The organism is Allokutzneria multivorans, assembly GCF_039537405.1.
Classification (GTDB): Bacteria; Actinomycetota; Actinomycetes; order Mycobacteriales; family Pseudonocardiaceae; genus Allokutzneria; species Allokutzneria multivorans.
On record NZ_BAABAL010000016.1, the window covers coordinates 1 to 12,363 of the forward strand.

At 69.1% G+C, this 12,363-nt stretch carries 10 protein-coding genes; 4 read left to right on the top strand and 6 right to left on the bottom strand.

Going from position 1 to position 12,363, the window contains the following annotated elements:
* Positions 1-239 precede the first annotated feature (239 nt).
* The gene (locus ABD798_RS19420; protein WP_344876784.1) at positions 240-995 is read right to left on the bottom strand and encodes an alpha/beta hydrolase family protein; all 756 of its coding nucleotides are present in this window, start codon (positions 993-995) and stop codon (positions 240-242) included.
* 76 nt (positions 996-1,071) lie between these two features.
* Here ABD798_RS19420 and ABD798_RS19425 point away from each other — a divergent pair, with 76 nt between their 5' ends.
* Both ABD798_RS19425 and ABD798_RS19430 read left to right on the top strand, forming a co-directional pair.
* On the top strand, positions 1,072-1,383 hold the full coding sequence (locus ABD798_RS19425; protein WP_344876786.1) for a GlsB/YeaQ/YmgE family stress response membrane protein: 312 nt from the start codon (positions 1,072-1,074) through the stop codon (positions 1,381-1,383).
* Positions 1,384-1,505: 122 nt separating this feature from the next.
* A complete protein-coding gene (locus ABD798_RS19430) occupies positions 1,506-3,344 on the top strand; it encodes a DNA/RNA helicase domain-containing protein (protein WP_344876788.1) in 1,839 nt (612 codons plus the stop codon).
* 4 nt (positions 3,345-3,348) lie between these two features.
* On the opposite strand, the gene ABD798_RS19435 is transcribed toward ABD798_RS19430, so the two are convergent.
* From ABD798_RS19435 to ABD798_RS37225, 3 genes are all read right to left on the bottom strand, one after another.
* The gene (locus ABD798_RS19435) at positions 3,349-5,229 is read right to left on the bottom strand and encodes a DNA/RNA helicase domain-containing protein (RefSeq protein WP_344876790.1); all 1,881 of its coding nucleotides are present in this window, start codon (positions 5,227-5,229) and stop codon (positions 3,349-3,351) included.
* A 107-nt stretch (positions 5,230-5,336) separates the two neighbouring features.
* Positions 5,337-5,837, bottom strand: coding sequence for an OsmC family protein (locus tag ABD798_RS19440; RefSeq protein ID WP_344876792.1), 501 nt, complete (start codon positions 5,835-5,837; stop codon positions 5,337-5,339).
* 53 nt (positions 5,838-5,890) lie between these two features.
* Positions 5,891-6,004, bottom strand: a complete 114-nt coding sequence (locus tag ABD798_RS37225; protein WP_425549240.1) for a putative leader peptide — start codon at positions 6,002-6,004, stop codon at positions 5,891-5,893.
* A 194-nt stretch (positions 6,005-6,198) separates the two neighbouring features.
* Between ABD798_RS37225 and ABD798_RS19445 the strand changes: the two genes are divergently transcribed.
* Both ABD798_RS19445 and metX read left to right on the top strand, forming a co-directional pair.
* Positions 6,199-7,503 (top strand): bifunctional o-acetylhomoserine/o-acetylserine sulfhydrylase, encoded by a 1,305-nt coding sequence (locus ABD798_RS19445; protein ID WP_344876794.1) that lies wholly within the window; start codon positions 6,199-6,201, stop codon positions 7,501-7,503.
* The gene (metX, locus tag ABD798_RS19450; protein WP_344876796.1) at positions 7,500-8,633 is read left to right on the top strand and encodes a homoserine O-acetyltransferase MetX; all 1,134 of its coding nucleotides are present in this window, start codon (positions 7,500-7,502) and stop codon (positions 8,631-8,633) included. The genes ABD798_RS19445 and metX overlap by 4 nt, the downstream gene beginning before the upstream one ends.
* A gap of 230 nt (positions 8,634-8,863) precedes the next feature.
* Here metX and ABD798_RS19455 read toward each other — a convergent pair whose 3' ends face one another.
* Together ABD798_RS19455 and ABD798_RS19460 are read right to left on the bottom strand one after the other, a co-directional pair.
* Complete coding sequence (locus ABD798_RS19455) at positions 8,864-10,789, bottom strand: N-acetylmuramoyl-L-alanine amidase (protein WP_344876798.1); 1,926 nt, start codon at positions 10,787-10,789, stop codon at positions 8,864-8,866.
* Positions 10,790-10,822: 33 nt separating this feature from the next.
* Positions 10,823-12,298, bottom strand: coding sequence for an aminotransferase-like domain-containing protein (locus tag ABD798_RS19460; protein ID WP_344876800.1), 1,476 nt, complete (start codon positions 12,296-12,298; stop codon positions 10,823-10,825).
* Positions 12,299-12,363 lie beyond the last annotated feature (65 nt).

A 12,363-nucleotide genomic window follows, 5' to 3' on the forward strand; every position in this document is an offset into this window, starting at 1 on the left:
CAGACCAGATCCTTCACCGCCTAGCCAGTTATCTGAACAGAATTCCTGACTCAGGACACTAGGCCCTGTCCGGTAAGTCATCAGGTTTGCCGGTCTTCAAGACCACCCAACCCCGCAAGACCGCTGGGTTTGCGGCGGTTAGCGATGATCAACAGAGGGGTTTGCAGGTCTTGAAGACACCCCAACCCTCGGCGGCACCGTGACCGGAATGCACAGCGCAACCACTTGCAGGACAGGGCCTAGGCGAGGACGTCGGCCAGGGCCTGGAGGACCGCGGGCCAGGCGGACGAGAGCGGGTCGATCACCGCGAAGTGGCCGGTGCCGGGGAGTTCGCGGAGTTCGCACAGCGGTCCGGCCTGCGCCGCGTAGGTGCGGCTCGCCTCGACCGGAACGATGTCGTCGGCGTCTCCGTGCAGGAGCACCGTCTTCACCTCGGTCGGGGTGAGCCGCACCGGGTTGGCCACCTCGTAGCGGTCCGGCACCGATTCCGGTGTGCCCCCGAGGAGCGTGCCCACCGCGTCCTCATCGAGGCGCAGCCGCGACGCCAGCTCCAGGTCGCACACGCCCGCCAGCGAGACCACGCCCTTCACCTCCGCGCGGGTCGCCGCCCACAGCGCCAGGTGCCCGCCCGCCGAATGCCCGATCAGCCCGATCCGGCTCGTGTCGGCGCGCGACCCCAACAGCTCCGGCAGCGCTTCGAGCCAGGCCTCCGTGTCGTCGAGGGTGCCCGGCCAGCCGCCCCCCGCGCCCGTGCGGCGGTACTCCGGCGCACACACCAGGTAGCCCGCATCGCGCAGCGCCGCGCACATCGGGCGCGCGTGCACCCTGTCGTACTCCGCGCGCCAGAAGCCGCCGTGGATCACCACCGCGACCGGGAACGGCCCGTCGCCGCGCGGGAACCACAGGTCGGCGACGTGGTCCGGGTGCTCGCCGTAGGGCACCGAGCTGTCCGGCCCCGGCGCCGGGCGGGTCAGCACTTCGCGGGAGTCGGTCACGGCTGGACGCTAGCAAAAGTTCTGTCGGTGGGGTCTGAGAAGCTGATCATCCCTGCACAGCTTCGAAGGAGAGAACGTGTCGGTCTCGGTCGTCATCAGCGCCGTCGTCATGGGCGTGGTCATCGGGGTAACGGCCCGGATCGTGCTGCCCGGCAAGCAGCGCATCCCGCTCTGGCTCACCGCGCTCGTCGGCATCGGCTCGGCCCTGGTCGGCACGCTGCTCGCGGGCATGTTCAACCTCAGCGAGACCCCCGGCATCGACTGGATCGAGCTGCTCATCCAGCTCGGCATCGCCTCGCTCGGCGTGGCGATCGCCGAGGCGGTCCTGGCCCCCGCCAAGCGCAAGCGCCGCCGCCGCACCAAGGCGAAGGCCAAGGCCCGCCGCTGAGCCCGGGGTTCGGGTGTTCTCCCGTGGGGCAGTTTGCGCCTCCCGCAAACTGTCGCCCAGCCGAGTGACAAGATCGGCGGCAGGGGAGAAGCCGACATCTTGGGGGAGACGTGCAGCACGCGGTGGGCAGCGTTCGTGCGTTGTGGGACTTGGGCGCGGAGGAACTCGCGCGCCTGTTGAGCGCGGGCGCGCGCCAAGCGAAGATCTCCGCAGAAGACGGGGAGAAGCGGTCCTGGGAAAAGAGTCTCTGGCTGTTCCTCGGTCAGTTGGTCGAGGAGGGCTTCGGTGCTGTCCATGTCCTGGCCGAGCGGCGACTGCCGTACAGCTCGAGGCGCATCGATCTGGTGCTGTGCGGTCTTAGCCCCGAGAGCGGAATTCCTTCCTACGTCCTGGTCGAACTGAAGCAGTGGACCGACGTCGCCTTCCTTGACGGGGGACTCGCTGGGTTCGGCACATCTGGTGAGGTTCGGCTCGACCCGTTGGAGCAGGTTTCCCAGTACCGCCGATACCTGCTGGACTTCGTGCCGTCGCTCGCTCGCTGCTCGGACATGGTCCATGCCGTGGCCTACCTGCACAACGAGGTCGCGCCAGCGCGCGACTCCGGTGACGCGTACACGGGTCTCTACTTCAGCAACCAGCGTGCGGAGCTGATGGACCGGCTCGGCGGGGTCCTCGACCGAGCGCCGGGGCTGGCGGAAGCGGCTGAGCGCTGCGCTAAGGCTCTGATGTCGGCGGTGGCCGCGCCGAGCGGGCCGATGCTGTGGTTCTCGGGACAGGAGATCCGCCGCCGCGATCGGTTCGTGCTGCTGGACGAGCAGCAGATCGCGTTCAGGACCGTTCTCCGCGAGCTGGACGACCAGGACGGCAAGGGGCGCAAGAAGGTCGTCGTGGTGGTGGGAGGACCTGGTTCAGGAAAGAGCGCGCTCGCCCTGAGCTTGATGGACACCTTGGCGCACCAACGACGACGAGTCATGCACGCGACGGGCTCCAAGGCGTTCACAGAGTCACTGCGCAAGGTGACCACGCGGGAAACCGGCCGGGCACAGGAGCTTTTCAAGTACTTCTTCGACTTCCGCGAGTACACGGAGAACGACCTTGAAGTCCTGATCTGCGACGAGGCCCACCGGGTCAGGAACACCGGCACCGGAGGAGAGAGCCAGATCGACTCCCTGATCAAGGTCGCGAAGGTGCCGGTCTTCCTGCTCGACGAGCACCAAGCGGTGCGGCCCAATGAGATCGGGACGGTCGAACGGATCGCCGAGGCCGCCGCGAACAACGACTGCGCCCTTGTCAAGATCGAACTCAGAGGACAGTTCCGCTACGGGGGGTCGGCGCTCTTCGACGAGTGGGTCCTGCGGCTGCTCGGTCTCACCGACGAGGGCCCGATCGCGTGGTCCGACCTCGTTGTCGGCCAGGAAGACGACTTCGCCGTGCGCTTCAAGCCGACTCCGCGCGCCCTGGAGGACTGGTTGCGCAGTCAGGAGAAGAACCTCGCGGGCACCGCCCGCATCGCTGCGGGGTTCTGCTGGCCCTGGACCGACCCCAAGGACGGAAGGCTGGCGAACGACATCGAGATCGGCGACTGGTGCCGTCCATGGAACGCCAAGCAGAAGTTCACGGTCGAGGGCGCACCGTCCGCGTCGCACTGGTCCTTCGGTGACAAGGGCTTCGGCCAGGTCGGATGCGTGTACACCGCCCAGGGGTTCGAGTACGACTGGGCAGGTGTCATCTTCGGCGAGGACCTCGTCGTCCGGCGCGGAACGTGGCGCGCGCAGCCCGGGAAGTCCCACGATCGCAGCGCCTTCAGAGAGCTGAGGGGAAGCCAGAGCGCGGTCGAGAGATCGGCCGCGCGGCTGATCCTCAACGCCTACAAGGTGCTGCTCACCCGGGCGCTCCGTGGCGTGTGCGTGTACTCCGTCGATGAGGAAACGGCCGAGTACCTCCGCGAGTACGCGAAGTAGGTGCTCAGTCCGTCATTTTGCGGAGGTAGTCCTGGGTCTCCGGGTCCGTGGAGTACAGGCAGACACCGCGCATGCCCCGGGACAGCAGAACCTTGTAGGTGTTCCTGATCAGCGAGTGGAAGTGCGCGCTGTCGGCCCGCTTCACGTTGGGATCGTGGGAGTGCTTGGCCTCGGCGACCCACGAGCCATCCCTGCGGACGAAGTCCGGTCCGAAGATCACTCCCGCCCAGTCGTACTCGAACCCCTGGGCGGTGTAGACGCACCCGACCTGGCTGAAGCCGCGGGGGTCGCTCGCCCAGTAGTGCGACTCGGGTGCGTCCGCGACCTTCTCGTCCGGCTTGGCGTTCCACGGGCGCTGCCACGAACCGATCTTCACGTCCGGGACCAGTACCTTGACGCCGTCCCTGCTGGCAGGGGCGCTCCACCGCCAGCAGTACCCCGCCGCGATCCTGGCGGTGCCCCCGAACTCCTGCTGCCGATCGAGCAGCCACTGCTCGAGTTCCTCCGGCGAGTCCGCGCTGCGCACGAGGAACTTGTCGTCGGTCTCCGCTACCAGCGACGACCAGGTCGTGGGTTGGCGCGTTCCCGTTCCGAGCAACCCGGCACCCCAGGCGTCGAAGAACTCCGAGCCACCGCAGCGGTACTGCCCGGACAGCCGGACGACGTCGACCCGGCATCCCAGCGCCTCGGCCGCTGCGGTGATTTCCACGAGCGAGCCCATCTCCCCCGGACGCACCACTTGGTGTTCGTCGAGCAGGAAGACCGGCACACGCGCGACGTCGATCAGTTCGTTGACCTGGCGGCGGCCCCGGGCACGGACGTCTGCGGGGGTGAAGCGATTGGAGCTCGTCTCCCGGATGCGGTGCGCCTCGTCACAGACGATCATGTCGAGCGACTGCTCTTCAGACTTGGTGAAACTGTTGAAGTACTTGAAGATCGCGCCAGTGCGGTCCTTGACCAGCTTCCGCAGTGTTTTTGTGAACGCGCTCGAGCCGGTGGCGTGGTAGACCCGCCGCCCCTGCCTGGCCAGCTCGCCGAGCAGGCTCAGTGCGATGACGCTCTTGCCTGAACCGGGGCCGCCGAGGATGACGACCACGGTTTGCTGCTTGGAGACGCGAGCCCGTTCGACGGCTTGCTTCACCAACTTGAAGGCGACCTGCTGCTCGTCGAGCAGGACGAACTGCTCCCGCTCCTTGACCTCCACCGCGACCCGGTCGAGCAGTGGCTTGGAGGGAGCGTGTTTGAAGGAGAGGAACTCCTCGGCAGCATGGCGTGCCGCGTCACGCGTGCCAGCAGCGGTGTCCAGCAGTTGCCTGAGCTTGTCGAGCATCTCCGCTTTCGTGTCCAACGTGTACAGGCCGTACTCGTCGAAGGCGTAGTTGGAGATCCGCCACACTCCGCTCTTCATGGCGTTGTGCAGGTACGCGAAGCCGTGCAGCGCGCCGGGGCGCTCGGCCAGCGCGGGGGTCGAGTCGATGAGGTACTCGCAGTAGCCCCGGACCTGGGCAGAAGGGTGGAGCACCGGCTGGCCGTAGCGTGGGATGACGACGAGGTCGCCGTCGGTTTCGTCCACAGTGGACCACTGCTTGAGTTCGACGACGACGTAGGAGGGCGTGCCCCGCTTCGGGTGCGTGCCGCACAGGATGACGTCGACTCGTTTGGGGTTGTGCGGCAGCCGGTGCTCGAGCAGGACCTCGACGTGACCGAGTCCGGCGTCGACAACGTCCGCGAGGAACACCGGCAGGCTCTTCTCCCATGACCGGATCTCCGACGTGCCGACCCCGGACTCGAAGCTGACCCGTGCCTTCTCGGCGAGTTCGAGGTGCAGACGTCCTGCTTGTGCCTCGGGCAGCAGTTGCTGCGCGCTTCGTCGAACCAGAGCCACCGGACCCCCTGTGCGGACGCTTGACCGTCAGAACAGGCTAGTCCGCACTGGTTTGCGCACCTGGCAAACCTCGATGGACTTGGGCAGACACCTGAGTCGAGTGCTGACTACACGGCCAGTGCCGTGCGGGTGGGGGTCTCGGCGCGGAACAGGTCGAGCACGGGGCAGTGCCGGTCGGCGTTCCAGCGCAGTTCCTCGTAGCGGGCGCGGGTTTCGGGGCCGGTCAGCGAGACCTGCACGCGGATCGCGGTGAAGCCGGGCCGGATGTGCTCGGAGAAGCCGAAGAAGCCGCGCACGTCGAGGTCGCCCTCCACGGTCACGGAGATCCCGTCGACGCGGATGCCCAGTCGCGCCGCCCAGAACTGGTAGGTGATCACCTGGCAGGAGCCGAGCGCGGCGAGGGCGTACTCGACCGGGTTGGGGGCGACGTCGGTGCCGCCGAGCGAGGCGGGTTCGTCGACGGCGAAGCCGTGGCCGCGCGCCTCGACGCTGACCTGGGTCGGGGTGCCGGGGACGAGGGCGTTGGTGGTGCGGAAGGTGACCGTCGCCCGGTTCACGTCGTCGGTGACGGCGTCGCGGGTGGCGTCGATGACTTCGGACAGGGACATGCGCGCTCCTGACAAAGGCTGGCGGGAATGGCTGACGGGGAAAGGGAATTCCGTCAGGCCGGACAGCGCGATGTGGTCGACCGGCACAGGTCGACGTGACGCCTTTTGGTGAGGAGCACGTCGCCATGGTCGGGGTGTTCCGGGAATGCGGTCAAGAAAGCTCTCACATCGTGGGCCGACGCTGAGTGCCGCTGTTAGTCTGCGCAGCGTGACCGGACTGGTACGGCGTCTGCACGTGGACCTTCTCCGCGTGAACAGCATGGGCTGTCGCCGCTTCGCGGGCTGAGCCCCGACCCTCCTTCCTCTTCTCGCGCGTATTTCGCGCGCCCTTTTCTCGCTTATCCCGTTGAGGAGTACAGCCATGCCCGAAAACTGGTCGTTCGAGACGAAGCAGGTCCACTCCGGCACCCAGGCCGACCCCGCGACCGGAGCGCGCGCGGTGCCGATCTACCAGACGACCTCGTTCGTCTTCCGCGACACCGAGCACGCGGCGAACCTGTTCAGCCTCGCCGAGCCGGGCAACATCTACACGCGCATCAACAACCCGACCCAGGACGCGCTGGAGCAGCGGCTCGCCGCGCTGGAGGGCGGGGTCGCCGCGGTGGCGCTGGCCTCGGGGCAGGCGGCGGAGACGCTGACCGTGCTGACGCTGGCGAGCGCGGGTGACCACATCGTCTCCAGCGCCTCCCTCTACGGCGGCACCTACAACCTGTTCCACTACACGCTTCCCAAGCTCGGCATCGAGGTCAGCTTCGTCGACGACCCCGACGACCTCACCGCGTGGCGGGCCGCGATCCGGCCCAACACCAAGGCTTTCTTCGCCGAGACGCTGGCCAACCCGCGCAGCAACGTCCTCGACATCACCGCCGTCGCGGACATCGCGCACACGGCGGGCGTTCCGCTCATCGTCGACAACACCGTGCCGACGCCGTACCTGTTGCGGCCCTTGGACCACGGCGCGGACATCGTGGTGCACTCGGCCACGAAGTACCTGGGCGGGCACGGAACCGCGATCGGCGGCGTCGTGGTGGACGGCGGCAAGTTCGACTTCGGCCTGGAGCCCGACCGCTTCCCCGGTTTCAACGAGCCGGACCCCAGCTACAACGGCCTGCGGTACTGGCCTGCGCTCGGACACGGGGCTTTCGCGGCGAAACTTCGCGTTCAGGGGCTGCGCGATCTCGGGCCCGCGCTCTCGCCGTTCAACGCTTTCCTTCTGCTGCAAGGGATTGAGACGCTGTCGCTGCGCATCGAGCGGCACGTGGCCAACGCGCAGGCCCTCGCGGAGTGGCTCGCGGCCAGGGACGAGGTCGAGGTGGTGCACTACGCGGGCCTGCCCACCAGTCCGTGGTTCGATCTTGCGCAGCGGTACCTGCCGCGCGGTGCGGGGGCGGTGGTAGCTTTCGAGCTTCGCGGTGGTGTGGAAGCGGGTCGCGCGTTCGTGGATGGGTTGGAGTTGTTCAGCCACTTGGTCAACATCGGCGATGTGCGCAGCCTGGTCGCCCACCCCGCGAGTACCACTCACAGTCAGCTCTCCGAAGCGGAACGCCTGGCCAGCGGGGTCACCCCGGGGTTGGTGCGGCTCGCTGTCGGCATCGAGGGCGTCGAAGACCTGAAAGCCGATCTGGATTCGGGTTTTCGCGCGGCAAAGGCGGCGTTGCGTCAATGACCCTGGTGCGCCCGGACATCTCGGCTCCCCTTCCCGTCACGGCCGCGTGGCGGGAGGGGGACCACCCCGGACAGCGGAAGTTCTTCGCCTTGCCGGACCCGTTCCCGTTGCAGTCGGGCGGGGTCCTGCTCGGCGGCAGGCTCGCCTACGAGACGTGGGGAACCCTCGCGCCCGACGGCGGGAACGCGATCCTGGTGGAGCACGCGCTCACCGGGGACAGCCACGTGATCGGCGAGGCGGGGGAGGGACATCCCACGCCGGGCTGGTGGAGCGAACTGGTCGGACCGGGGCGCGCCGTCGACCCCGAGCGCTGGTTCATCGTGTGCACCAACGCACTCGGCGGCTGCCAGGGCACCACGGGGCCGTCTTCCCTTGACCCGCAAGGGAAACCGTGGGGCAGCAGGTTCCCCGAGCTGTCCGTGCGGGACATGACGCGCGCCGAGGTGCACCTGGCCGACGCGCTCGGCGTGCGCCGCTGGGCCGCGGTGATCGGCGGCTCCCTCGGCAGCATGCGGACGCTGGAGTGGATCGTCGACCAACCCGATCGGGTGGAATCCGCGTTGGTGCTCGCGGGCACCGCGGTCGCTTCGGCCGAGCAGATCGCTTGGTGCTACACGCAGTTGAGCGCCATCTACAGCGATCCCGGGTGGCACGACGGCGACTACTACGACAAGCCGGTCGGCCCGCACCTCGGGCTCAGCCTGGCCCGGCGGATCGCGCACACCACCTACCGCGCTCCCGCCGAGTTGGAGGCGCGCTTCGGCCACGCGCGCCAGCCCGGCGAGGACCGCTTCGCCGTCGAGTCCTATTTGGACCATCACGCGCGGAAACTGGCGCACCGCTTCGACGCCGGGAGCTACGTCGCGCTCACCCGGGCGATGACGAGCTTCGACGTCGGCAGGGATCGCGGCGGCGTCGAGGCCGCGCTCGGCAGGGTCACCGCCCGGGTCGCGGTCGCGGGCGTGGACAGCGACCGCATCTATCCGTTGGAGCAGCAGCAGTTCATCGCCGACCACATCCCGACCGCCGGGCCGTTGCAGGTGGTGCGCTCCGACTACGGCCACGACGGCCTGCTCATTGAGGCCGAACAGGTCGGGCGGATCGTCACCGACCTCCTCAACTCCCGCTGACCCCAATGGCCCGCTCGGTGCGTTGAGCGCCCTGAATGACTCATTCAGGGCGCTCAAGTACCTCAATGAGTCATTCAGGGCTCAAGCGGCGGCGCGAGCGGGTGTGGGGATGCGGGTGTGCGGCGACGGCTCGGGGAGCGGTGACGCGCGCCAACGGCTTGTTTGACGCGTTGAACGCACTGAACGGGTCGTTTGGTGCGTTGAGCGCACTGAACGACCCGTTCAGGGTTTTAGCGTGGGGCGCCGATGGGGCCGGGGAGCACGTGCACGTCGGCCGCCTTCACGTAGGCGATGCGGTGGCCGAGGAACACCTGGTAGTACCGCTCGTGCCCGCGCACGACGACGCGCGGACCGTTCCACTCCTTGGCGAAGTAGTACTCCGAGGGCACCGCGAGGTCGCCTGCGACGTAGCGCTGGCCGGGCAACATGGTGTACTGCAACGGTTCCGGGACCTGCACGGGAACGACCGTGCCCTTGTAGGCCGACGCCTCGGGGTAGGCGACGCCGAACACGGGCACGGACGCGAGGCCGGGCCGGGGTGTCACGACGAACCCGGTTCCGGGAACGGCGGTCGGAGCGCTGGAGGGGTTGTGGAACCAGGCTTTCTGGCCGAGGTACCACACCGCGGTCCAGTCCCCGGAGCGCCCGGCGACGGCGAAGCGCTGGCCGGTGTCGATGCGCGCGCCGATGTCGCTGACCTGGCGCGTGGAGTTGCTGCCGTCGGGGCGCAGCCCGATGTCCTTGACGAGCGGGGCGTCCGCGCGCGGCTCGGTGTGCAAGAAGACCGTTGAGGTGCCACGGGTCGGGCACGGCTCGGCGGGCTTCTTGTCGTCGCAGCCGAACATCGGCGGGTGGTTGGTGGCGTAGTCCGGCTTGATCGTGACGATGCCGGAGCGGTCACCGCCGCGCGGGGTGAACGGCGCCTTCAACAGGTCGAAGTAGTGCGCCCAGTCCCAGTAGGGACCCGGGTCCCAGTGCATGCCGCGCACCTTGGCGGGCGAGACGCCGGGAACGTTGTCGTGGCCGAGGATGTGCGCGCGGTCCAGCGGCACGCCGTGCTTCTGCGCCAGGTACCGCACGAGCCGCGCGGACGTGCGGTACATCGCCTCGGTGTACCAGGTGCCCTTCGCCGCGAAACCCTCGTGCTCAAGGCCGATCGAGTGCGTGTTGACGTACCAGTTGCCCGCCTGCCACGCGACGTCCTTGGCCTTGACGTGCTGGGCGATGTGGCCGTCGGAGGAGCGCAGCGAGTACTGCCAGCTCGCCCACTTCGGGTCCTTGATCAGCCGGAGCGTGGTGTCCCAGTAGCCCTCGGTGTCGTGGATGATGATGTACTTGATCGGCATGTCCACGGGGCGGTTCGCCTTGTCGTGGTTGCCGTACTTCTCCGGGTTGCTCGGCGTGTGGTGCTCGTAGGCGGCGGGCAGCCATTCGCAACCGAGTTCGCGCGGGCACTCGGCCTCGTTGGGCGCACTGGGCTTGAGTCCCATCCGGTCCACGATCCCGGTGTCCGGCTTGAGGTCCGCGCCGACCAGCCGCACCGCTTGGCCGTCGTCCGTGGTGCGCGCCTCGCCCGTGCGGATGACTTCGAAGACGTCGTCGGCGAAGCGCTTCGCGGTCGCGGTGTCCTTGGCGCCGCTGTACTTCGCGACCGCGCCGTACCAGCTGCCGAGCTCGCGCTGGTGCGAGGCGAGCAGAGCTGCTCCGCCCCGGATGTTCTGCCGGGCGTTGCCGCGCAGCACCGCGCGGTCGACGCCGGTGAGCCGCTCAGCGGCCTCGATCGTGCGCAGCTCGGCGGGAACGCCTTGCTGGGGCGCGCCGTCCGCGGGCGTGAGCGGGCGGCTGAGGTCGCCGCGCGGGTCCTCGGCGTCGGAGCCGTGGTGGTCGTGCTCGTCGACGTCGAGCGCGGCGGCGTCGGTCAGGTGCATCGGGCCGTAGCCCGCGCCCCGGCTCGGCGCGCCCGCGTTGGTGTCCCACCGCGACTCCAGGAACGACACGCCCAGCAGCACGTTCTCCGGGACGCCGAACTCCTTGGCGGCCGAGGCGAAGTCTGCTTGACGGCTGCCGTCAAGTGCCGATGCGGCGGGACTGGGCAGCACGAGCGCGGCGGCCACCGCCAACGCTGTGCTGACCCGTAAGGCAGGGGAAACGGACATCGGTGACCTCCAGGTGAACCGACACGCGATGCCTCAGACCTTGGTCGGCGTCCGCGAGGTCGTCAATACTTCACCAACTACCGATGAAGCTCTGTTAGCGGAGAACCGCTGCCAGGCCGAGGCCAGCCGGTCCACCACGGCGGTCAGCTCCTCGGCGGGCGCGAGGAACGGGATGCGCAGGTGGTCGTCGCAGTCGCCGCGCGCGGAGAACCCGGGACCGGCCAGCAGCGCGATCCCCTGGCGCAGCGTGGTCTGGGCGAAGGCCGACGCGCTGCCGTGCGGCAGCCGCACCCACAGGTTCTGCCCGCCGGTCACCGGCATCGGTTCCCAGTCCGGCAACCGCAGCGCGAGCTGCTCGCGCAGCTGGTCGTGCTGGTCGCGCAGCTGCGCCACCCGGCGCGCCCGCACCTCGTGCAGGTGCGGCAGCAGTTCGAGCACCGCGCGCTGCGGGAGCACCGAACTGCCCATGTCGTGCAGGGCCTTCACCCGCGCCAGCCGCGAGATCCGGGACGCGGGCGCGCGCACCCAGCCGATCCGCAGCCCGGCCCACACCAGCTTGCTCAGCGACCCCACGGTGAGGATGTCGCCGTCCGGCGCGTAGCCGGCCAGCGCGGGCGGCACGGTGCCGTCGAAACCCAGTTCGGCCAGCGCCTCGTCCTCCACCAGCGGTACGCCCAGCTCGGCGGCGCGCAGCACGATCCGCCGCCGCAGCAACGGCGGCAGCACCGCCCCGGTCGGGTTGTGGTGGGTGGGCACCAGGTAGCCCAACCGGGTGCGCTCGTCGGCGAGCAGCCGCAGGAACTCCTCGTGGTCCAGCCCGCCCGGACCGCACTCCGCCGCGCTGATCACCGCCCCGGCGTCGCGGAAGAGCTCCAGCGCCCCCGGGTAGCTCGGCGTCTCGCACACCACGCCGTTGCCCGGGGTGAGGAAGGTCGTGGTGATCAACGACAACGCCTGCTGAGCGCCCGTGGTGATCATGACCTGCTCGGGCCCCGTCGGCACCCCGCGCGCGGTGTAGCGCCGCGCGATCGCCGCGCGCAGTTCGCCGAGCCCGGCGGGGTGGTAGCCGATGTCGGGCTCGAAGAACCTGGTCATGGCCCTGTGGTAGGCCTCGGCAAGCTCCGGCGGGGGCGCGGTCGGGGCCGCGCAGCCCAGCTGCACCACGTCGTCCGGCGGCTCCAGCAGGTGCAGGAACAGCGTGTTCATGCTGCCCTCCGCGCCGGTCGGGGCCGAGGGGGCGCGGGTGTCGGCGACCTGGGTCCCGCTGCCCTGCCTGCGGACGATCCGGCCCTCCTGCCGCAGCACGTCGTAGGCGGAGATGATCGTGCTGCGCCCCACGGCCAGCGCCAGCGCGAGCGCGCGGTCGGTCGGCAGCGCCGTGCCCGCCGCGAGCTGCCCGTCGTCGATCAGCGCGCGCAACCGCGCGGCCAGCAACAGGTAGAGCGCGCCGCGACCACCGGACCAGCGGCCCAGCAGTGTCACGAGGTCCTCGCAGGACAGGTTTCTCATTCGGCACACCAATTGGCCCAGATTGGTGCTGCCGTTCAACCGGGCCCGGTCGTGAAGCTCACAGG

Coding starts and splice junctions, on each gene's coding strand:
- ABD798_RS19445 (WP_344876794.1), top strand. CDS start 6,199: ATGCCCGAAAACTGGTCGTTCGAGACGAAGCAGGTCCACTCCGGCACC.
- metX (WP_344876796.1), top strand. CDS start 7,500: ATGACCCTGGTGCGCCCGGACATCTCGGCTCCCCTTCCCGTCACGGCC.
- ABD798_RS19440 (WP_344876792.1), bottom strand. CDS start 5,837: ATGTCCCTGTCCGAAGTCATCGACGCCACCCGCGACGCCGTCACCGAC.
- ABD798_RS19455 (WP_344876798.1), bottom strand. CDS start 10,789: ATGTCCGTTTCCCCTGCCTTACGGGTCAGCACAGCGTTGGCGGTGGCC.
- ABD798_RS19460 (WP_344876800.1), bottom strand. CDS start 12,298: ATGAGAAACCTGTCCTGCGAGGACCTCGTGACACTGCTGGGCCGCTGG.